Source organism: Glutamicibacter protophormiae (assembly GCF_014647495.1).
Lineage (GTDB): Bacteria > Actinomycetota > Actinomycetes > Actinomycetales > Micrococcaceae > Glutamicibacter > Glutamicibacter protophormiae.
This window is the reverse complement of the sequence record NZ_BMPH01000001.1, coordinates 387,393-406,558: the sequence shown is the minus strand read 5'-3', so window position 1 is coordinate 406,558 and position 19,166 is coordinate 387,393. Positions and strand designations below refer to the sequence as shown.

Annotated in this window: 19 protein-coding genes, 4 tRNA genes and 1 pseudogene; 9 read left to right on the top strand and 15 right to left on the bottom strand. The window is 61.6% G+C overall.

Annotated elements, in window-relative coordinates; genetic code table 11:
- Nucleotides 1-27: 27 nt before the first annotated feature.
- From IEY43_RS01915 to IEY43_RS01895, 5 genes are all read right to left on the bottom strand, one after another.
- Complete coding sequence (locus IEY43_RS01915; protein WP_188946872.1) at nucleotides 28-687, bottom strand: ATP-dependent Clp protease proteolytic subunit; 660 nt, start codon at nucleotides 685-687, stop codon at nucleotides 28-30.
- A 50-nt stretch (nucleotides 688-737) separates the two neighbouring features.
- Entirely contained in the window at nucleotides 738-1,331 is a 594-nt protein-coding gene (locus IEY43_RS01910) for an ATP-dependent Clp protease proteolytic subunit (protein ID WP_047120760.1), read from the bottom strand.
- A 254-nt stretch (nucleotides 1,332-1,585) separates the two neighbouring features.
- Nucleotides 1,586-2,923: a trigger factor gene (gene tig, locus IEY43_RS01905; protein ID WP_188946871.1), complete on the bottom strand. Its 1,338-nt coding sequence runs from the start codon at nucleotides 2,921-2,923 to the stop codon at nucleotides 1,586-1,588.
- An 85-nt stretch (nucleotides 2,924-3,008) separates the two neighbouring features.
- Nucleotides 3,009-3,083: transfer RNA gene (locus IEY43_RS01900), tRNA-Pro, on the bottom strand.
- A 157-nt stretch (nucleotides 3,084-3,240) separates the two neighbouring features.
- Nucleotides 3,241-3,315 (bottom strand) — tRNA-Pro (locus tag IEY43_RS01895).
- Between the two features lie 349 nt (nucleotides 3,316-3,664).
- Here IEY43_RS01895 and IEY43_RS01890 point away from each other — a divergent pair.
- The 3 genes from IEY43_RS01890 to IEY43_RS18310 are packed head-to-tail and all read left to right on the top strand — an operon-like array spanning nucleotide 3,665 to nucleotide 4,221.
- Nucleotides 3,665-3,904: a hypothetical protein gene (locus tag IEY43_RS01890; RefSeq protein ID WP_188946870.1), complete on the top strand. Its 240-nt coding sequence runs from the start codon at nucleotides 3,665-3,667 to the stop codon at nucleotides 3,902-3,904.
- A gap of 23 nt (nucleotides 3,905-3,927) precedes the next feature.
- Complete coding sequence (locus IEY43_RS01885; RefSeq protein WP_188946869.1) at nucleotides 3,928-4,074, top strand: hypothetical protein; 147 nt, start codon at nucleotides 3,928-3,930, stop codon at nucleotides 4,072-4,074.
- An 18-nt stretch (nucleotides 4,075-4,092) separates the two neighbouring features.
- Nucleotides 4,093-4,221 (top strand): hypothetical protein, encoded by a 129-nt coding sequence (locus IEY43_RS18310; RefSeq protein WP_268240049.1) that lies wholly within the window; start codon nucleotides 4,093-4,095, stop codon nucleotides 4,219-4,221.
- Between the two features lie 143 nt (nucleotides 4,222-4,364).
- Here the strand turns inward: IEY43_RS18310 and IEY43_RS18305 are convergent.
- The 4 genes and pseudogenes from IEY43_RS18305 to IEY43_RS01865 form a co-directional block, all read right to left on the bottom strand.
- Nucleotides 4,365-4,565, bottom strand: a pseudogene (locus tag IEY43_RS18305) (S26 family signal peptidase); the annotation flags it as partial.
- Nucleotides 4,566-5,195: 630 nt separating this feature from the next.
- A tRNA-Gly gene (locus IEY43_RS01875) sits at nucleotides 5,196-5,269 on the bottom strand.
- Between the two features lie 185 nt (nucleotides 5,270-5,454).
- Nucleotides 5,455-6,423: an Fpg/Nei family DNA glycosylase gene (locus tag IEY43_RS01870; RefSeq protein ID WP_188946868.1), complete on the bottom strand. Its 969-nt coding sequence runs from the start codon at nucleotides 6,421-6,423 to the stop codon at nucleotides 5,455-5,457.
- Nucleotides 6,424-6,425: 2 nt separating this feature from the next.
- Nucleotides 6,426-6,899 (bottom strand): ribose-5-phosphate isomerase, encoded by a 474-nt coding sequence (locus IEY43_RS01865; protein ID WP_188946867.1) that lies wholly within the window; start codon nucleotides 6,897-6,899, stop codon nucleotides 6,426-6,428.
- A gap of 285 nt (nucleotides 6,900-7,184) precedes the next feature.
- On the opposite strand from IEY43_RS01865, the gene pepN reads away from it, so the two are divergent.
- The 3 genes from pepN (at nucleotide 7,185) to IEY43_RS01850 (ending at nucleotide 10,823) form a co-directional block, all read left to right on the top strand.
- On the top strand, nucleotides 7,185-9,731 hold the full coding sequence (gene pepN, locus IEY43_RS01860) for an aminopeptidase N (RefSeq protein WP_188946866.1): 2,547 nt from the start codon (nucleotides 7,185-7,187) through the stop codon (nucleotides 9,729-9,731).
- Nucleotides 9,732-9,822: 91 nt separating this feature from the next.
- Nucleotides 9,823-10,320, top strand: coding sequence for an OsmC family protein (locus IEY43_RS01855; protein WP_188946865.1), 498 nt, complete (start codon nucleotides 9,823-9,825; stop codon nucleotides 10,318-10,320).
- A complete protein-coding gene (locus tag IEY43_RS01850; RefSeq protein WP_229777220.1) occupies nucleotides 10,317-10,823 on the top strand; it encodes a globin in 507 nt (168 codons plus the stop codon). The genes IEY43_RS01855 and IEY43_RS01850 overlap by 4 nt, the downstream gene beginning before the upstream one ends.
- Nucleotides 10,824-10,901: 78 nt before the next feature.
- Here IEY43_RS01850 and IEY43_RS01845 read toward each other — a convergent pair whose 3' ends face one another.
- On the bottom strand, nucleotides 10,902-11,561 hold the full coding sequence (locus tag IEY43_RS01845; RefSeq protein WP_188946864.1) for a DUF8185 domain-containing protein: 660 nt from the start codon (nucleotides 11,559-11,561) through the stop codon (nucleotides 10,902-10,904).
- A 174-nt stretch (nucleotides 11,562-11,735) separates the two neighbouring features.
- Between IEY43_RS01845 and IEY43_RS01840 the strand changes: the two genes are divergently transcribed.
- Nucleotides 11,736-12,623, top strand: coding sequence for an acyl-CoA thioesterase (locus IEY43_RS01840; protein WP_229777219.1), 888 nt, complete (start codon nucleotides 11,736-11,738; stop codon nucleotides 12,621-12,623).
- A 21-nt stretch (nucleotides 12,624-12,644) separates the two neighbouring features.
- On the opposite strand, the gene soxR is transcribed toward IEY43_RS01840, so the two are convergent.
- Nucleotides 12,645-13,148, bottom strand: a complete 504-nt coding sequence (soxR, locus tag IEY43_RS01835) for a redox-sensitive transcriptional activator SoxR (protein ID WP_188946863.1) — start codon at nucleotides 13,146-13,148, stop codon at nucleotides 12,645-12,647.
- Between the two features lie 138 nt (nucleotides 13,149-13,286).
- Between soxR and IEY43_RS01830 the strand changes: the two genes are divergently transcribed.
- The gene (locus tag IEY43_RS01830) at nucleotides 13,287-13,790 is read left to right on the top strand and encodes a flavin reductase family protein (protein ID WP_188946977.1); all 504 of its coding nucleotides are present in this window, start codon (nucleotides 13,287-13,289) and stop codon (nucleotides 13,788-13,790) included.
- Between the two features lie 74 nt (nucleotides 13,791-13,864).
- Here the strand turns inward: IEY43_RS01830 and ettA are convergent, their stop codons facing one another.
- The 3 genes from ettA to IEY43_RS01815 all read right to left on the bottom strand — a co-directional run bounded on the left by ettA (nucleotide 13,865) and on the right by IEY43_RS01815 (nucleotide 17,118).
- Nucleotides 13,865-15,547 (bottom strand): energy-dependent translational throttle protein EttA, encoded by a 1,683-nt coding sequence (ettA, locus tag IEY43_RS01825; RefSeq protein ID WP_188946862.1) that lies wholly within the window; start codon nucleotides 15,545-15,547, stop codon nucleotides 13,865-13,867.
- Nucleotides 15,548-15,660: 113 nt separating this feature from the next.
- Nucleotides 15,661-16,134 (bottom strand): single-stranded DNA-binding protein, encoded by a 474-nt coding sequence (locus IEY43_RS01820; RefSeq protein ID WP_188946861.1) that lies wholly within the window; start codon nucleotides 16,132-16,134, stop codon nucleotides 15,661-15,663.
- A gap of 72 nt (nucleotides 16,135-16,206) precedes the next feature.
- Entirely contained in the window at nucleotides 16,207-17,118 is a 912-nt protein-coding gene (locus tag IEY43_RS01815) for a CPBP family intramembrane glutamic endopeptidase (protein WP_188946860.1), read from the bottom strand.
- Between the two features lie 103 nt (nucleotides 17,119-17,221).
- On the opposite strand from IEY43_RS01815, the gene IEY43_RS01810 reads away from it, so the two are divergent.
- A tRNA-Arg gene (locus tag IEY43_RS01810) sits at nucleotides 17,222-17,295 on the top strand.
- A 178-nt stretch (nucleotides 17,296-17,473) separates the two neighbouring features.
- Here IEY43_RS01810 and IEY43_RS01805 read toward each other — a convergent pair.
- Nucleotides 17,474-19,162 carry an FAD-binding dehydrogenase gene (locus IEY43_RS01805; protein ID WP_229777218.1) on the bottom strand — a complete coding sequence of 563 codons (1,689 nt, stop codon included), beginning with the start codon at nucleotides 19,160-19,162 and terminating at the stop codon, nucleotides 17,474-17,476.
- Nucleotides 19,163-19,166 lie beyond the last annotated feature (4 nt).

Here is a 19,166-nt window from a genome sequence, read left to right as displayed (position 1 = left end):
GTATTCAGCAATTATTCCCGGATCGGTCTAGTGCCCCAGCACCGCGCGGTTGATCTTGCGCGGGGTCAGGACCTCGTCCACGATGCCGTATTCCTTCGCCTCGGCTGCCGTCATGAACAGGTCGCGCTCGACGTCGTCGCGAACCTTCTCCACGGTCTGGCCCGAATGCGCTGCGATGGTGGTCTCCAGCCAGGCGCGCATGCGCATGACCTCTTCGGCCTGGATCTGCAGGTCCGTCGCGGTGCCTCGTTCGCCCCCGCCCATGGCAGGCTGGTGGATGAGCACGCGGGCGTTCGGCAGCGCCAGGCGCTTGCCGGGGGTGCCGGCGGCCAGCAGCACGGCCGCGGCCGAGGCGGCCTGGCCGAGGCATACGGTCTGCACCTCTGGGCGGATGAACTGGATGGTGTCGTAGATCGCGGTCATCGCGGTGAACGAACCGCCCGGGGAGTTGATGTACAAGGTGACATCGCGCTCCGGGTCCATCGATTCCAGGACGAGCAGCTGGGCCATCACGTCATCCGCGGAGGCGTCATCGACCTGGGCGCCGAGGAAGATGATGCGGTCTTCGAACAGCTTGGCGTAAGGGTCCTGGCGTTTGAAGCCGTACGGGGTACGCTCCTCGAACTGCGGCAGGATGTAGCGGGCCGAAGGCATCTGGCCGCTGGTGGCTTCAGGATTGAAGTGCATGGTGTTCTCCTAGGACAAATCTGTGTGATTCAAGCAGGTGGGTGCGGCGCTTAGGATTCGACTCCGCCGCCACCGGTGACGGAGCCGGCGTGCTTGGCGATCTTGTCGAAGAAGCCGTAGGCCAGGCCGTCTTCTGCGGTGAACCACTTGTCGCGCTGGTTGTCGATGAGGATCTGCTCCACGGTCTGGCCGGTCTGCTCGGCAGTCAGCTCGCTCATGACCTTCTTCATGTGCATGATCAGCTCGGCCTGGATCTTGATGTCCGAGGCCGTGCCGCCGATGCCGCCCGATGGCTGGTGCATCAGGATGCGGGCATTCGGGGTGGCGAAGCGCTTGCCCGGGGTTCCGGAGGACAGCAGGAACTGCCCCATGGAGGCTGCCAGGCCGGTGGCCACGGTCACCACGTCGTTCGGGATGTACTGCATGGTGTCGTAGATCGCCATGCCTGCGGTGATCGAACCGCCCGGCGAGTTGATGTACAGGTAGATGTCCTTCTCAGGGTCCTCTGCGGAGAGCAGCAGCAGCTGCGAGCAGATGGCGTTCGCATTGTCGTCGCGGACCTCGGAGCCCAGCCAGATGATGCGCTCCTTGAGGAGGCGGTTGTAGATGTAATCCTCACGGCCGGCCGGGTCAACGGTGGCCATGGCGGGAGTGCGCGAATCATTTGACATGTTCTCTACCTCTTCCAAACGTGTAGATCAGATTCTGGAATCCAAAGTCCGAATCCCAAAGCTGCAACTGGTTTACTTGCAGATTACTTACTTCAAGTCCTTGATGGGGCGTTTCATGCCCCTGTTTCGCTCACGGCGCATGCTGCACGCCGGAAGCGAACAAAAATGGCCGTCAACCAGCGTGTTTGCACATGCTGGCGGACGGCCATCAATGATTCGGGTGAAGGCTACTTGGCTTCGGTTGCCTCGGCCTCGGCCTCAACTGCCTCGTCTTCGCCAGCTGGCTTGACGAAGGAGCTCAGGTCCACGGCGGCACCGTTGGAGTCGGTGACCTTTGCGTACTCCAGGACCTTTGCCAGGGCCTTGCGGCGGCGTACCTCGCCCAGCAGCATCGGAACCTGGCCGGCGCCGTCCAGCATCTGCGCGAACTGGTTTGGCTCCATGCCGTACTGGCCGGCGGTCTGCACGATGTAGTCGATCAGCTCGGACTGCTCGACGCCAACCTCTTCGGCGTTGGCCACTGCGTCCAGGATGATTTCGTTCTTGAAGGCACGCTCGGTGTTCTCGCGAACTTCTGCGCGGTGCTCTTCGGTGTCGTGGTCGTCCTCGGCGTTCGGCTGATCGAAGTGCTGCTCGATCTGCTCGTTGATGACCGATTCAGGCACTGGAACCTCGACCAGTTCCAGCAGCTTGTCCAGGACCAGCTCGCGGGCCTCGACGCCCTGCTCGACGATCTTGCCTTCGGCGGCGGACTTGCCCAGGTCTTCGCGCAGTTCAACGATGGTGTCGAACTCGGAAGCCAGCTGTGCGAAGTCGTCGTTGGCCTCTGGCAGCTCGCGCTGCTTCACTGCGGTCACGACAACCTTGACGGTGGCAGGCTTGCCGGCGTACTCGCCGCCAGCCAGCTCGGTTTCGAAGGTTGCGTCTTCGCCAGCGGACAGGCCGGTGATGGCCTCGTCCATGCCCTCGAGCATGTTGCCCGAGCCGATCTGGTAGGACAGGCCCTGGGCCGAGTCGACCTCTTCGCCCTCGACCGAAGCGGTCAGGTCGATGGTGACGAACGAATCAGCAGCTGCTGGAGCTTCGACGTCCTTCAGGGTGCCGAAGCGGCCGCGCAGGTCGTCGAGGGCCTTCTCGATGTCCTCGTCGGAAACTTCCTTGGCTTCGACGGAAACCTCGATGCCCTTGTAGTCAGGCAGCTCGACGTTCGGGCGGATGTCAACTTCCAGGGTGAAGACCAGCTGGCCCTCGCCTTCCTTCTCGATGGAAGGCAGCTCGGTGATGTCGACCTCTGGGCGCGACAGCGGGGTGAGCTCGTTCTCGACCATGGCGGCCTGGTAGTACTCGTTCAGACCCTCGTTCACAGCGGTCTCGATCACGTAGCCGCGGCCAACGCGCTGATCGATCAGGCGGGAAGGGACCTTGCCCTTGCGGAAGCCAGGGATCTGGATCTGCTGAGCGATAGTCTTGTACGCCTCATCGACGCGGGGCTTCAGCTCTTCGTAAGGAACTTCAACGGTCAGCTTAACCCGGGTCGGGTTGACGTTTTCGACGGCGCTCTTCACAGCGTTGCACTCCTGAGTCGTAATAATTAGGTCTAATCTGCAAAAACCCCGCAACATGGTGGCGTTGCGGGGTTGTTCGACAGAGTCGGGGTGACAGGATTCGAACCTGCGACCTCACGCTCCCAAAGCGCGCGCTCTAGCCAAGCTGAGCTACACCCCGATTAGCAGTGATCAGTCTAACCGAAGTTTTACCGTATCCACTAATCGTCTGTGATGCAGTTCGGACTATTTCACTAGTATCCGAAGATCACAAGATCTAAATAATATTTAGCTCTCAAGTTTCATGTACTTCCGGACCGAAATCCCTGGTTCATGAGTCGGGGTGACAGGATTCGAACCTGCGACCTCACGCTCCCAAAGCGCGCGCTCTAGCCAAGCTGAGCTACACCCCGTTGAATTCCTGAGAAAATCGCTTTTCACTTGAATCAACTCTTTGTGAATTCAGGTTTGGATTTCTTTATCCGCGCCTGACCACAAGAAATAAAGATACACGGGTTCAGCGCAAATGCAAAATCAGGGTTCCTCTCCGGTCACCGCCGGGAAACCCCGTGTTTCCGGGGATTTTCCGAGAATATTACCGATCTTTCGTCCGTATTCAGCACAGACGTGAGGTGCATAACAACAAATGCGGGGGCCGCCGCAATTCGAGAATTGCTTTAGCGAAGTCCATTTGAACTGCGGCTCCCGGAGTGTTCACGCGTTAGCCAGGCTTTTGACAGGGTTGGAGGGACAGCATGAATCATGACTTTCGAAACGACAACCATCGATCAGGAGCCGAAAGGTTCCGGGCCTTCGCAGGAGTCCTCAGGTCCATCGCGCTGGGCGGTGCTGGCGTTGATCCCGATTGGAATGCTTGGGCTTGCCATGACCGGAATCGGCGTGGGCAAGTTGATCAGCGCCCCGAAACTCACCGCGACCCCTTTGGGAGCCATGGGCGCCGTGTCCGGGGTCTTGCCCGCATCCAGGGACTCATTCCCCTAGAGCTCGATCACTAGCCTCCAGCGGTGCCGGCGCTCAGGGCGGCCCTGCCCGCGGGACTTCAACGCGTGCGCATGCTGGTGGCGTTTACCACCCTCGAGTTAGACGGCACTCGATTCACCGCCGCCGAATTCTCGGTGCACGTCGTCGCACCCTTCGATTCCGCGGTCTAGTGGACCAACACCGCGGACATGGTCATCAAGCCCGGCTACAGCCTGCCGGCCACCTTGGTGTTCGAGATTCCGGACAAATCCATCGAACTGGTGCTGGTCGGCCCGGCGCCGCTGCGCCCGGGCATGAGTTCCGAGCACCACTCTTGAATCTCGGGCGCCCCGTGAACGCCCTCCGCGGCCGGTCGATCGCGGAGTTGTCGGTGCACCGAACTGAATGGCAGGGGCCGCTCCGATGCCGCGGCGGCAGAAAAGTCGCGGCTCAGGGTCCCCAGGCTCAACAGCACCTTGCCCCGAACTTCATCCCGCGCGATGGGTCCGGAGCCCCGGGAGTCAATGGATGCAGCCCTGTTGTCGCCGAGCACGAAGACCGCGCCCTCCGGAATGGCAACCGGGCCGGACCAGATCCCGTCGATAATGCTGGCGTCGCTGCCCGGTTCGTCCACGCGCCACCCATCCACATCAAGCAGTGAGTCCCTGATAGAGACTCCCTGGCCGCCAACGGCACCATGCGTTTGAGCACGACATCTTCAGAGCCCCCATTTAGTAATGACCACCTGCCACACAAATGTCCGGCGGTCCCTGAAAAATCATCGGCACCACATGCAACCGAGGCTCGTCGACAGGATCCATGCTGCGCGACGCCGGAACGTCGATGCGTTGGAGTAGACGCGCCGCGCTGCCACCGGGGGCTGCACAAGTCTCATGGCCCAAGCACCTAGAGTGTTGGGAATGATCCAGCACAGCGTGCGCGGAGCACCCTTGGGAAACCTTGGCATGCGGTCATTTGGTCTATTCCCGGGGCAAGAACAAGGCAAGAGCCCCGGTTGGGGGAAACCGGGGCCCTTGGGGGGCGCCGCTGCAAGGTACCGGCGCCGTGGCCCAACCTGACGGGGCTTGGGAGATTCATCCGTCAGCTGGGGTGCTCCGGTCGAACCTGAAGGTCGGCTACGAACCATGCTCCGGTACGTTTAACGCCGTTGGTCAGATTGGCCGTTGCTCCAGTATTGCGGAGAAAACCTATGAAAAGCTGGCGGTCCACCACGCAGCACCGCGCAGGTCTTGTCCAGGCCCTGGCGAACCGCGGGGAACGCAAAAGACCTCACCGAGGTGAGGTCTTTTTCTGGAGGGGATGACGAGAATCGAACTCGCGTCATTAGTTTGGAAGACTAAGGCTTTACCATTAAGCTACATCCCCATTCCGAAGCTGCATCGCTTCGAACAAGTTCTAGTCTAGACCATGAAACTTGGGCATTGCAAATCGGGAAACCACTATCCGACTTGGGATCCATTCACTAGCACCGAGTTCGGTGCAGACGAGACAGAACACGCCGGAAATCCGAATTTGATCCGATAATTCCGAATTCCCGGCGCTTAAGAATCCTAATTGCCGCCGCGCTTGCGCGGCAGGCGCTGGCATTTAGGGCACCAATACAACTTCCTTGCGGCGACCTCCGCGAGGGAGATCTTCGCGTTGCATTTCCGGCACCCCATCCCCTGGCGCTGGTAAACGTAGTAGGCATTGTCCGGCCACAGCAATCCCTCGGGATCGCGGTCTTCGGGATGCGTCGTGATGATTCTTCCGTCACGCACCCCGTCTTCCATGGTCTCCACGATGTCGTTCCACAGTTTCCTGGCGGTGCGTGTCGAAAGCTCATTGGCAGGAAGGTCGGGAGAAATCCGATTGCGGAACAGCGCCTCGGCGCGGTAGATATTTCCCACGCCGCTGATGAGTTGCTGGTTCATCAGCACGATGCCGATCGGCGATTTGGTGCGCAGCAGGTTGGCGCTGAACAGCGTGTAGGCCTCATCCAGCCGGGCGTCCGCCTCGGCGGGATCCGCCTGCCCCTTGGCGGCCCGGAACCGGACGGCCGCGCCGACCAGCGGGTCCGGCCCAAGCTTGGCCAGCTGGATCTGCACCTGCTCGTGGTCCAGCACCTCGCAGGCAGTCGGGCCGCGCAGATCGGCCCAGCCATGCTCGGAGACGATGCGGGCACGCACCGCGCCCACCGGGGCTGGTGGACCGGCATACTCCCCCGCCTCCTGCGGCGCAGAAGTTTCGCGTTCACCGATCTTCCGCGGGGCTCCGATGGATGACGCACCGGTGAAGTAGCTGTCTCCACCGAAGCTGAAGGCGCCGTATAGCCCCAGATGCACCCGCAGGTACAGATCGTTGGAGAAAAGGCAGAACAGCTGCTTGCCCTTGGCGAATGCATACTCCAGCCGGCACCCGTCGATGCGCTGCGCGTCCACCGCGAAGCGGCCCTGCGGGGAAGAAACGTTGACCGTCTGGCCGCCGAAAACGTCGTCGAATTGGCGGGCCAGGCGGTGAAGGGAATGTCCTTCGGGCACGGTTAGTCGATGACCTCGCCGGTGGTTTCATAGGTCGCGATCTTGCCGATGCGGCGAACATGGCGTTCGGCTTCGCTGAACGGCTCGGCCAGGAACGCCTCGATCAGTTCGGCGGCTTCCTCCACGGTGTGCTGGCGGCCGCCCACGGCGATCACGTTGGCGTTATTGTGCTCGCGGGCCAGCTTGGCGGTGTCCAGGTTCCATGCCAGTGCGGCACGGATGCCTTCGACCTTGTTGGCGGCGATCTGCTCGCCGTTGCCAGAGCCGCCCAGGACGATGCCCAGCGCGTCGACGCCGGCACGCTGGTCTGCCACAACGGCCTTGGCCGCGTTGATGCAGAATGCCGGGTAGTCGTCTTCCGCGTCATAGGCCTTCGGTCCATGGTTGACCATCTCGTAGCCCTTGGCGGTCAGGTGCTTGACCAAGTAGTCGCTGAGTTCAAGACCGGCATGGTCGGTGGCGATATGCACGCGCATCGTGTGGAGCCTCATTCATTGGGGACGGTTGTTGCTGTCGCTTCTAGCTTAGCGACCAACGCGCGCACCATGGGCATTGCGTCACCCGCCGGGCAATAGTATGAAGTCGGGACGCGATTCGGACCGGCGAAATTCGTGACGCGAAAAAAATACGCGAAATATAAGGATTCTCCCGGCCGGGGGTTGCCATGGTGGCGGTGGCGGGTGCCACAATAGGAATAGATATTCAATATCCATTTCAGAACTTCGGGTGAGGTGACGCCTCACGAGGAATTGGAGACCCCCATGCCAGGAATGAACCTCACGCGCGCCGAGGCCGCCGAACGCGCCAGTTTGATCAATGTCGAGTCCTATGAGGTGAATCTCGACCTGACCCGCGGCGAGCGCGTGTTCACCTCGCAGACCACCGTGCGATTCACCGCGCCCCCGGGAGCCGCGAGCTTCATCGACGCCGTGACCGACACGGTGCGCTCGGTGAAGCTGAACGGCATCGAGCTGGATCCCGCCGAGGTGTCCGACGGCATCCGGATCCAGCTGCCGAACCTGGCCGCCGAGAATGTCCTGGTGATCGACGCCGATGCGCTGTACATGAACACCGGCGAAGGCCTGCACCGCTTCGTGGACCCGGTGGACCAGGAGGTCTACCTCTACACCCAGTTCGAGGTCGCCGACTGCCGCCGCATGTTCGCCGTCTTCGAGCAGCCGGACATGAAGGCCACCTTCCAGTTCGCGGTGACGGCGCCGAAATATTGGAACGTCGTCTCCAACGCCCCCACCCCGCAGCCGACGGAAGACGGCGAGTCCGCCACCTGGGATTTCGCGCCAACCCAGCGCATCTCCTGCTACATCACCGCGTTGATCGCCGGCCCCTACCAGGTGGCCCGCGACTCGCTGGTCTCCTCCAGCGGGCGCACCGTGGAGCTGGGAGTGTTCGCCCGCGCCTCGCTGATGCAGTACCTGGATGTCGAGAACATCGTGACCATCACCCGCCAGGGCTTCGAGTTCTACGAGAAGAACTTCGGCACCCCGTACCCGTTTGAGAAGTACGACCAGTTGTTCGTGCCGGAATTCAATGCCGGGGCCATGGAGAACGCAGGTGCGGTGACCTTCCTGGAAGAGTACGTCTTCCGCTCCCGGCCCACCGGCGCCATGGTGGAGCGACGCGCCATCACCATCCTGCACGAGCTGGCCCATATGTGGTTCGGCGACCTGGTCACCATGAAGTGGTGGAACGACCTCTGGCTGAATGAGTCCTTCGCGGAGTTCATGTCCACCCTGGCCGCGGCGCAGAACACGGAGTTCACCAGCGCCTGGACGACCTTCAATACGCTGGAGAAGAACTGGGCCTACCGCCAGGACCAGCTGCCTTCCACCCACCCGATCGTCGCCCCGATCAACGACCTGGAGGACGTCGAGGTCAATTTCGACGGCATCACCTACGCCAAGGGCGCCTCGGTGCTCCGCCAGCTGGTGGCTTTCGTCGGCCAGGAAGAATTCATGGCCGGGGTGCGCGAATACTTCACCAAGCATGCCTGGGGCAATACCGAGCTGCCCGACCTGCTGCGCGAACTGGAAGCGGCCAGCGGCCGCGACCTGAGCCACTGGGGCGAGTCCTGGCTGGAAACCGCCGGCGTGAACACCCTGACCGCGCAGATTTCCGAGGACGAGCACGGCGCCATCACCGCCTTCGGCATCCGCCAGAGCGCCGCCGCGGACTACCCGACCCTGCGACAGCACCGCTTGGCCGTGGGCTTCTACTCGCTGGATGCCGACGGCAAGCTGCAGCGTGTGCACCGCGAGGAGCTGGACATCGACGGCGAGTTCACCGAGGTGCCGGCGCTGGTCGGCCTGCAGCGCCCGGACCTGGTGCTGCTGAACGACGACGATCTGACCTACACCAAGATCCGCCTGGACGAGCGTTCGCTGGCCACCGCCACCGAGCATCTGAAGGACTTCGCGCAGTCCCTGCCCCGCACGCTGGTCTGGTCCGCGGCCTGGGACGCGGTCCGCGAGGCTGAGTCCCCGGCGCGCACCTATGTCCAGCTGCTGCTGAACAACATCGGGCACGAGGTCGACTCGACCGTGATCATGGTGCTGCTGCGCCAGCTGAACACCTCGCTGGATTCCTTCGTGGCCGCCGAGCACAGCAAGGAGCTGGGCGTCCACGCCGCCGACCGGCTGTGGGAGCTGGCCTCGGAAGCCGACGCCGGATCCGATGCGCAGCTGCAGTTCACCAAGGCTTTCGCCCACCGCTCGCGCACGGACGCGCAGCTGGATACCGTGCAGTCGCTGTTCGACGGCTCCACCGTGCTCGACGGGCTTGCCGTGGACACCGATTTGCGCTGGGCCCTGGCCATCGCACTGTCCGCCGGCGGCCGCATGGACGACGCCGCGCTGGACGCGGTGCTTGCCGACGACGACACCGCCAAGGGCAAGGCCTCCTGGCACACCGCCCGCGCCGCGCGCCCTACGGCCGAAGCCAAGGCCGCCGCGTTCGCCGCGGCGACCAGCGCAAACCTGTCCAACGACCAGCAGAGCGCGGTCATCGCCGGCTTCAACACCACTCATGACTCCGAACTGCTCTCCGGCTATTCGGAGCAGTACTTCGGCCTGCTGGTCAACACGTGGGAGTCCTTCTCCCACGAAATGGCCAAGCAGATCGTACTGGGCTTCTACCCGGGCTCGAACGTCTCCGAGCAGACGTTGGAGGCCACCGACGGCTTCCTGTCCTCGCTCGGCGAGAAGCATCCGGCCATGCGCCGGCTGCTGGTGGAGTCCAAGGCGGACGTGGTGCGCGCCTTGGCCGCCCGCGCGGCTGACGCGCAGGCCTAATAAGCCTGACCGGCAGCGAACCCGTGGTGTGCCACGCGCCGTGTGCGTGATGGCACACCACCGTTCGTTTAAAGGGTGGGAGAATAGGGTCATGGACCTCTCGCAGCACCAATACCGGGTGGGCATCGACTGGACCGGGAACCGCGGCGCCGGAACCCAGGGATACCGCAGCTACGGCCGCGACCACATTGTCCGGGCGCCGGGCCTGCCCGATCTTCCCGGCACCGCCGACCCGACATTCCACGGCGACAAGGACCGGTGGAATCCGGAGCAGCTGCTGCTGGCGGCGCTGGCTCAGTGCCATATGCTCTCCTACCTGCATGTGGCGGTGACGCACGGAGTTGTTGTCACGGGCTACAGCGATGAGTCCACGGGAACTCTGCGCCTGAACCGCGATAACAGCGGCGAGTTCACGCAGGTGGTGCTGCATCCCCGGGTGGAACTCGCCGACGAGTCCCAGCGGGAATTGGCCGATTCGCTGCACCGCGAGGCCAACAAGGTCTGCTTCATCGCACGATCCGTGAATTTCCCGGTCCTGCATGAGCCAGTCCCCTTCCAACCGACAGATACCCAAGGATCTAGCCAATGAGCGAACCACAGTTTCTTCCGCAGGCCGTCCGGCGCGACCCCATGAGCAACCCCTTGGTGATGGGAAAATCATCGCAGGAATTCCTCGACTTGGCGCAGGAGCCGGTCGATGCATCGCAGTACGCCGGAACGTTCTACGAGGAGGTCGGCGGCCGGCCGGTGTTCTCCCAGCTGACCAAGAACTTCTACGCCTCCGTGGCCGAGGATGAAGATTTCCGACGGATGTACCCGGAGGAAGACCTGCATCCGGCCCAGGTGCGCCTGCAATTGTTCCTTGAACAGTACTGGGGCGGGCCCACAACCTTCTCCGAGCACCGCGGCCATCCGCGCCTTCGCATGCGCCACCACAACTACCCGATCAACTCGCATTACCGCGATGTCTGGCTGGGGCACATGAACAAGGCCATCGACCAGCTGGAGCTTCCGATGCTCCAAGCCGAGACGCTGCGCGACTACTTCGATCGCGCGGCGCACTCGCTGCAGAACACCCCGGACACCATGTAACCTGCCGCAGAACATGGATGGGCTGGAACTCCCCCGGGAGTTCCAGCCCATCTTTCGTTTAGTGCCTGCTGCAGCCGGTTAGCCCAGCAGCGACGACCGGCGCAGCACCACGTGCCCGCGCCCGTTGCTGATCCGCACCCAGCCCCCGTTGCGGAAGATCCGGCTTTCACCGCCAAGTACGAGGAATCCCAGGGCCTGCATCGCGAAGGCCGCTCCCATGGGCAGCTCGTGCTCGCTGGCAAGAATCGGCGATGACCAGATCCGCTGGCGGATCTGAGCCACTACGGGCTTTCCGGGATTCTCAGGCAAGGCCTTGGCCACGGCATCAATGCCCGATTGGGCCGCGGTGCGCAGCGCGTCATCGGCGATGGTTCCGCTGTCGGTCCACCCCGAGACCGGCACCGAGATCCCGGCCCATCGAGGGTTCTCTTCAACCGGTGGAAGCGAGAACTCGACCGAGCCGTCCGCCATGCGGGCCAGACGGTCCTGCATCGATGCCAGGGAGTAGCTGCGGGTCAGTTCCGCCGGCTGGGCCAGCCGGTGCACCCGCATGGCCAGGATGGTGTATTCCCCCTGGCCCAGGTCCACCGGTACCAGCACCGGGACGTAGACTGCCAGGGCGGTACCCCGTGCCATGAGCAGCGCCGCATCGTCTTCCACGGTTTTGGCCCGGCTGATGAAGTTCGCCAGATCCGTGACGGAGGTATTGTCGTCAAAAACTAAAGCGCTGCTTGCCATGCATTCATCGTCTCACGACTCAGGTTCTGCCATTCCCTGCTTCCGCTAATGGCGTCATGAACTGCCTTGAAACGTATAGTTGGACGATGAGACTGTGAATAGAAGACGTCATGTTACTTAGGGGTACACGACGTTGCCCTTCGTTCACATCATGGACCTGAAGGAGTCGAGAACGTGTCCGAAGAACTAGGCACAACACAAATGCTGCTGGATCTGCTCAATTTGGATGGCGATGACCATGCGCGAACCGATGAGGATATCTTCGTAGGCCACACCCCGTCGCACACCTTCGGGCGTGTCTTTGGCGGCCAGGTGCTCGCCCAGTCCGTCGTCGCGGCAACGCGCACGGTTGAACCAAGCCGCGCCGTGCATTCCCTCCATGGCTATTTCCTGCGACCCGGAGATCCCAACCAGAACATCACTTTCGGCGTCCAGCGCCTGCGCGACGGACGATCCTTTTCGGCCCGGCGCGTGCACGCCTACCAGAACGGCGAGCCGATCCTGTCGATGATCACCTCGTTCCAGGAACCGGCGCAGGGCATCGAGCACCATGATCCGCTGCCGATCTCGGCTCCGGACCCCGAGACGCTGCCGACCACGGCCGAGCTCATCGGGCACATCGACCACCCCGTCGCGCGGGAGTGGGCTTATCAAAGACCATTCGATGTCCGGCATGTCACCGACGCCATCTATCTTCCGCACAAGTTCGAAAAGTCCCCCGAGGCCGTTGTCTGGTTGCGCACCACGGCCAAGCTTCCCGACGACCCGGCGCTGCATCGTGCCGCCTTGGCCTACGCCAGCGACTACATGCTGCTGGAACCGGTACTACGAGCCCACGGCAAGACCTGGGTCCACCCCGGTTTGAGCGTCGCGAGCCTGGACCATGCCATGTGGTGGCACCGGGACTTCCGCGCCGATGAATGGCTGCTGTACGTGCTGCATTCGCCCTCGGCTTCATCGGCCCGCGGTCTGGGGACCGGACAGTTCTACGACCGCGAGGGAACCCTGGTGGCAACGGTGGCGCAGGAAGGTATGGTCAGGCTGCCGGAAGACTCCCTGTAGCCGGCACGGCGGCGGGCAGGGTCAGGTCGCGCGCAAGTCTTCGTCATCGGCGGCTTCCAGGCGGCGTGCACCCGAGCCTTCGCGGGCCAGCGCGTCCTCCGGGTTCAGCAAGGTACAGGCCTGCATGGAAAGGCATCCGCAGCCGATGCAGCCCATCAAACGGTCTTCGAGTTCCTCGATGGCCCTTCGGCGCGCCTCCAGGACCCGTTTCCATTCGGCCGTTGCCCGCAGCCAGTCGGCTTCGGAGGGCATGGTGTTCATTGGCACCGGCTCCAGCGCGCGCTTGATGTCGTTCAGCGGAATACCCAACTTGCTGCCCACCGTAATCAGCGAGATCCTGCGCAGCATGTGCCGCGGATACCGGCGCTGATTACCCGCCGATCGAAGCGACGCAATGAGTCCGACGTCTTCGTAATAGTGCAGGGCCGAGCGGGCAACCCCGGTTCGCTCGCTCACCGTGCCAATGCTCAGCAGTTCCTGCCCCGGCATCTTGTGCGACAGCTCGTCGCCGCCATTTGTGTCCATGATCACCACACTCCTGCTTGACCTCAAGTTTACTTGAAGTCTTAGTGTTGGGCGTAGAGATGATTTAGATTCAGGGTTGGCAACGGCCCTGACCAACACCGGGCCGCCCTCGTCAGCCCGGCAGAAGGATCAGTGAATATGTCGACTTTATCCGATGATTTCCGGACCGCTTTCCGTCATCATCCCGCCGGCGTCGCGCTCATCACCGCAACGGTCGACGGCATTCCCTATGGCCTGACGGTGTCATCGCTGGCATCGCTGTCCATTGAGCCGGTAGCGGTGTCCTTCTCCCTGACCAAGGAATCCGGAGCAGCAGGGGCAGTATTGTCCGCGTCGAGCTTCATGATCCACTTGTTGGGCGAAGACCATGACGAATTGGCGACGAACTTCGCACAGCCCGGGGCCCCTCGCTTCACGCAGGAACAGGGATTCCAGTTCCTGCCCTCTGGCGAACCATACTTTCCACACGCGCCGGTAGCTCTTCGCGCGAGCTTGCACTCCTCGATTAGCGTCGGCGGTTCACGGCTTATCGCCGCCGAAGTCCATGAAATCCTGCACGGCGCCCATCAGCAGCACCTGCTCCACCAAGACCGCCAATACGTCCGGCTGTCAGGCCTCCTGGCCCCCTCGCCGAACAACTAGGCGGCCAGAAGATACTTCGCCAGGGAACGAAAAAGCCGCCACATTCGTGGCGGCTTTTTCCATACCCGAAACCCTTAGTCGCGAGTCAAGCGACGGTGGGTAACGCGGTGCGGCTTCGCTGCATCCGCACCCAAGCGCTCGATCTTGTTGGCTTCGTAGGACTCGAAGTTGCCCTCGAACCAGTACCAGTTCGATGGGTTCTCTTCCGTGCCCTCGTAGGCCAGGATGTGGGTAGCCACGCGGTCCAGGAACCAACGGTCGTGGGATACGACCACTGCACAGCCCGGGAACTCCAGGAGTGCGTTTTCCAGCGAGGACAGCGTTTCAACGTCAAGGTCGTTGGTAGGCTCATCAAGCAGCAACAGGTTGCCGCCCTGCTTGAGGGTCAGTGCCAAGTTCAGGCGGTTGCGCTCACCACCGGAGAGCACACCTGCCTTCTTCTGCTGATCTGGACCCTTGAAACCGAAGGCTGAAACATAGGCGCGCGACGGCATTTCAACCTGGCCAACCTGGATGTAGTCCAGGCCATCCGAAACGACTTCCCACAGGCTCTTGTTCGGATCGATGTTTTCGCGGTTCTGGTCAACGTAGGAGATCTTGACGGTATCGCCGATCTTCAGGTCGCCGTCGTCCAGCTGCTCCATGCCGACGATGGTCTTGAACAAGGTCGACTTACCGACACCGTTCGGACCGATGACACCAACGATGCCGTTGCGCGGCAACGAGAACGACAGCCCGTCGATGAGGACGCGGTCGCCAAAGCCCTTCTTCAGGTTCTTGGCCTCGATAACCAGCTGGCCCAGGCGCGGGCCTGGTGGGATCTGGATTTCTTCGAAGTCAAGCTTGCGTGTGCGCTCGGCTTCTGCTGCCATCTCCTCGTAGCGTGCAAGACGGGCCTTGGATTTGGTCTGGCGTCCCTTGGCGTTGGAGCGAACCCATTCGAGTTCCTCCGCCAGGCGCTTTGCCAGCTTCTGGTCCTTCTTGCCCTGGACTTCCATGCGTTCGCGCTTCTTCTCCAGGTAGGTGGAGTAGTTGCCTTCGTATGGGTGCAGACGACCGCGGTCGACTTCACAGATCCACTCGGCGACGTGATCGAGGAAGTAACGATCGTGGGTCACGGCCAGGACGGCGCCCGGGTAGGCCGACAGGTGCTGCTCGAGCCACAGGACCGACTCGGCGTCCAAGTGGTTAGTAGGCTCATCGAGCAGCAGCAGGTCCGGCTTCTGCAGAAGCAACTTGCACAGTGCAACGCGACGACGCTCACCACCGGAGAGGTGGGTCACCATTTCATCGCCTGGCGGGCAGCGCAACGCGTCCATAGCCTGCTCGAGCTGGTTGTCGATGTCCCAAGCGTCGGCAGCGTCAATCGCTTCCTGCAGCTTGCCCATCTCTTCCAGCAAGGAGTCGAAGTCGGCGCCGTCCTGGGCCATTTCTTCGGAGATTTCGTTGAAGCGCTGGATCTTTTCGTAGATCTCACCAACGCCTTCCTGGACGTTGCCCAGGACGGTCTTTTCTTCGTTCAGCGGTGGCTCCTGCAGGAGGATGCCGACCGAGTAACCCGGTGAGAGTCGAGCCTCACCGTTCGACGGGGTATCAATGCCCGCCATGATCTTCAGGATTGTTGACTTACCAGCACCGTTAGGGCCCACGACACCAATTTTGGCGCCCGGATAGAACGACATGCTGACATCGTCAAGAATGACTTTGTCACCAACGGCCTTGCGAGCCTTGGTCATCGTATAAATGAATTCCGCCATAACCTTAAGGCTAGTCTGTCGCAGGCTCCAAAACCCAATCCATTCGGCAGAATCTTCCTCTCACGGTGCCCGGATTCACAAAGCCCACCCGGGCACCGAGGGTTTCGCCGGATTCACGCAGCGTCGGTCTCCTCGCTGGCCCACATATTTTCACTCCCGGTTTCACCCGGAGCGCGAGGGGCGTCGACAGCGGACGAGTGAGTGATGCGATCGCCGTCGCCGTTGTCACTGCGAACCTTTGTAAATTGGGAAATGCCGTACCGGAGGTCATGCCCCAGCGAATAGGCCTCAAGGTCAGCGCTCATGCCCCGGGTGCCATCGGGACGGTCGAATTGCCGAATCTGCAGCTTTCCGAAGATCACCAAATGGTCTCCTTGGGCGATCGACTCCATCGCGTTTTCAGCCAGAGCCCGAAAGGCCGAGACAGAGAACCAGCTCGTCGCGCCGTCAACCCACTGCCCGGTCTCTCCATCACGCTTGCGTTCATGGGTCGCGACACGGAACTTGAGCACCGCTAGACCCTTGGGGGTAATACTCAGCTGCGGCTCCGTACCGACAATCCCCCGGATGGTCATCAGATCAGCCATGGCGTGTTCTCCTTTGAACGAGGTACCGGCGAATGCCGGCTTCCACACCATGGTCGGCCCTATTCCACTCTTTCAAGAACGCACCGAACGAACTGTGGATACTTCCGGTTTTTCCTGTTCACGGAAGACTCGTGCGAACAGCATGACCGTTATGAGGGCCGCTGGAAGAATCCATCCTGACCAACCGAGGATGGAAGTTTTTTGAGTATCGAGCATCGTCCCCATCACCATGAACAGCGACACGAGACCCGCGCTGGCATTAAAAATCGCATGGGCGAAGGCCGCGGGCCAGACCGATTGGGAAAAGGAACGCAGCCAGGCAAAGAATGCGCCCACCACAATGCACATGCCACACATGGACATCACGCCCCACGGCCCGTCGGCCAGAGGGTAGTTGTAACCCAGAAGAATCAGTGGCGCATGCCAAAGCCCCCACACGACTCCGGAAATAAGGATGGCAGGCAACTGGCCCAACGGTTGCAGTCGAGGCCACAACCAGCCGCGCCAACCCACCTCTTCACCTAGAGCAGGGAGAAGGTTTACAAGTCCGGCAACAAGAATCAAACCACCTTGATCAACAAGGTAACGTCCGACACCGGCCTCGCCTGAAACGGTTTTCAAGATCGTGAAGTTCTGCAGATCCCCGGGAAAGACACCGATCCAGGACCCCACGAACACTGCCTGGATAATCAGAAATACCGGAATCAGTATCCCGAGGAGCATTGCTGTGATGAAGCGCCAGGGCCGATGCACTGGCCACATGCCAACGTCCGCGAAAAATCGTCCGAGCGTCCCTTCGAGCGCCGCCACGACAACAGCTGCAATACTCGGAGTTATCATCATTGCCAGCGCGATCCATGTGAATGACGGATGGCCCAGTCCCGGGCCGAGCCACAACGGCATGGCTACGATCCACGCGAGAAGCATGCTCAAGAGGCAGAACAACACAGTTCCTCGTAGCCCGCCGATTTTCCATCGTTGCACGTTAACCTCGCCTAATCAGCAACTGTAATCTCACCGCTGGCTCCAGCCTATCCGCTTCGAATCGCGTTCCAAGCGAACCATAGGCTAAACTATTTTGGGTTCAGCCTCCGTAGCTCAGCTGGATAGAGCAAGAGCCTTCTAATCTCTAGGTCGTGGGTTCGAATCCCGCCGGGGGCGCAAGATGCAGAACCGCCGTTTACTTGATTCCAAGTGAACGGCGGTTCTGTTCAAGGTTGTGAAACAACCGACCAAGGCTGGCGGCCTTTGCGGGCGGATCCTTTAGAGGCCTAAGTACGAGTCGATGAGGATGAAGCAGGGCAAGAGTGCATCCTGCGGATCGCAGCTTTCTACGGATCTAAATGACCTCCGCACCTATGGCCCGGCCGGCTTGGCGGCCGGTGAAAAGGCACCCGCCGAGAAAAGTTCCCTCGAGAGCGTTGTATCCGTGCATGCCGCCGCCACCGAAACCCGCGGCTTCCCCAACGGCGTACAGTCCGTCCAGAACATTGCCTTCCGGAGACAGCACACGTCCCGAAAGATCAGTTTGCAATCCGCCGAGTGACTTGCGGGTCAGCACGTGCAGCTTCACTGCGATCAGCGGCCCGGCGGCCGGGTCGAGGATACGATGTGGCGCGACGACTCGCATGAGCCTGTCACCCAGATACCGGCGTGCATTCCGGATGCTTTGCACCTGGGCGTCCTTGCTGAAGGCGTTTTCCACTTGGAGATCTCGTGATTCTATTTGCTGGCGCAGGCGGTCCGCGTCCAGCGTTGCTTCCGGCGCAATCGCATTCATTTTCGCGACCAGGCCTTCAAGCGTTTCGGATGTCACGAAATCCGCCCCGTGCTCAAGGAACGCTGTGACGGGCGCCGGGGCGCTCTTGCCGAAAATCCGGTCCGCCACCACAGCCCGGCGGTCATGGTTGGTGAGGTCGGGATTCTGCTCGGAGCCTGAGAGTGCGAATTCTTTCTCGATGATCCTTTGATTCAGGACAAACCACGAGTGATCAAATGCAGACGCGCTTGCATCGGTTCTCAAGTGACGGAGGGTACCGATGGTGTCGTGCCCGGGCAGTCCAGGCACAGGCAGGCGGTTGCCATTCGCGTCGAACCACATTGGGGTGGGACCAGGGAGTATCCGGATGCCATGCATTGGCCAAATCGGGTCCCAGTTCCTGATTCCTTCGGTGTAATGCCACATACGATCGCGATTCACCACGCTTGCCCCTGCCGCTTCACCCAGCTCCAATCCGCTGCCGTCAACGTAGGCGGGCACCCCGGAGATCATGTGGGCCGGCGCGCTGCCAAGACGTTTCGGCCAGAATTTCCTGACCAATTCGTGATTGCCGCCGATCCCTCCCGTAGCCACGACCACAGCCTGCGATTGGATCTCGAACTCTCCGTCCACGCACCGGGATGACTTGACTCCGCGGGCACTTGCATCCGGTTCCAGGATGCTACCGCGAACACCGGTGACCACCCCGTCGACCACCAACAGTTCGGTCACGCGATGCCTGAAGCGGAGGTCTGCCTTGCCATCCCGTTGCGCTTGAAGAATTTTCTCCGCGAACGGACCGCTGACTCCGGTGCCAGTCCCCCATGAAATGTGGAAGCGTGGAACGGAGTTCCCATGGCGCCCGGAAGCGCCGCTGCCCCGTTCAGCCCAGCCCACAACTGGAGTCAGCTCAATGCCCTGTTCACGAATCCACGAGCGTTTTTCCCCTGCGGCGAATTCGACATAGGCCTTCGCCCACTTCACGGCCCACGAGTCTTGGTCTTCCAAGCGGTCAAACTGCGCACTGTCTTGCCAGTCGCTCCACGCAAGCTCAAAGGAATCCTTGACGCGGAGACGTCGCTGCTCTGGCGAGTCGACAAGAAAGAGCCCGCCAAATGACCAGTACGCCTGCCCACCGAGGTTATTCGAGTTTTCCTGGTCCAGGATGGTTACGCGCCGGCCGGCGTCTACGGCTGCGGCCGCCGCAACTAGTCCCGATAGTCCCCCGCCGATGATCACCACATCGGTTTTCAGTGTCTTGGCGCCCACTACC

Excerpts from the sequence above, each read along its gene's own strand:
- IEY43_RS01915 (WP_188946872.1), bottom strand. The coding sequence starts at position 687 with ATGCACTTCAATCCTGAAGCCACCAGCGGCCAGATGCCTTCGGCCCGC.
- IEY43_RS01910 (WP_047120760.1), bottom strand. The coding sequence starts at position 1,331 with ATGGCCACCGTTGACCCGGCCGGCCGTGAGGATTACATCTACAACCGC.
- IEY43_RS01890 (WP_188946870.1), top strand. The coding sequence starts at position 3,665 with ATGACTTTCGAAACGACAACCATCGATCAGGAGCCGAAAGGTTCCGGG.
- IEY43_RS18310 (WP_268240049.1), top strand. The coding sequence starts at position 4,093 with ATGGTCATCAAGCCCGGCTACAGCCTGCCGGCCACCTTGGTGTTCGAG.
- IEY43_RS01865 (WP_188946867.1), bottom strand. The coding sequence starts at position 6,899 with ATGCGCGTGCATATCGCCACCGACCATGCCGGTCTTGAACTCAGCGAC.
- pepN (WP_188946866.1), top strand. The coding sequence starts at position 7,185 with ATGCCAGGAATGAACCTCACGCGCGCCGAGGCCGCCGAACGCGCCAGT.
- IEY43_RS01855 (WP_188946865.1), top strand. The coding sequence starts at position 9,823 with ATGGACCTCTCGCAGCACCAATACCGGGTGGGCATCGACTGGACCGGG.
- IEY43_RS01850 (WP_229777220.1), top strand. The coding sequence starts at position 10,317 with ATGAGCGAACCACAGTTTCTTCCGCAGGCCGTCCGGCGCGACCCCATG.
- IEY43_RS01845 (WP_188946864.1), bottom strand. The coding sequence starts at position 11,561 with ATGGCAAGCAGCGCTTTAGTTTTTGACGACAATACCTCCGTCACGGAT.
- soxR (WP_188946863.1), bottom strand. The coding sequence starts at position 13,148 with ATGGACACAAATGGCGGCGACGAGCTGTCGCACAAGATGCCGGGGCAG.
- IEY43_RS01830 (WP_188946977.1), top strand. The coding sequence starts at position 13,287 with ATGTCGACTTTATCCGATGATTTCCGGACCGCTTTCCGTCATCATCCC.
- ettA (WP_188946862.1), bottom strand. The coding sequence starts at position 15,547 with ATGGCGGAATTCATTTATACGATGACCAAGGCTCGCAAGGCCGTTGGT.
- IEY43_RS01820 (WP_188946861.1), bottom strand. The coding sequence starts at position 16,134 with ATGGCTGATCTGATGACCATCCGGGGGATTGTCGGTACGGAGCCGCAG.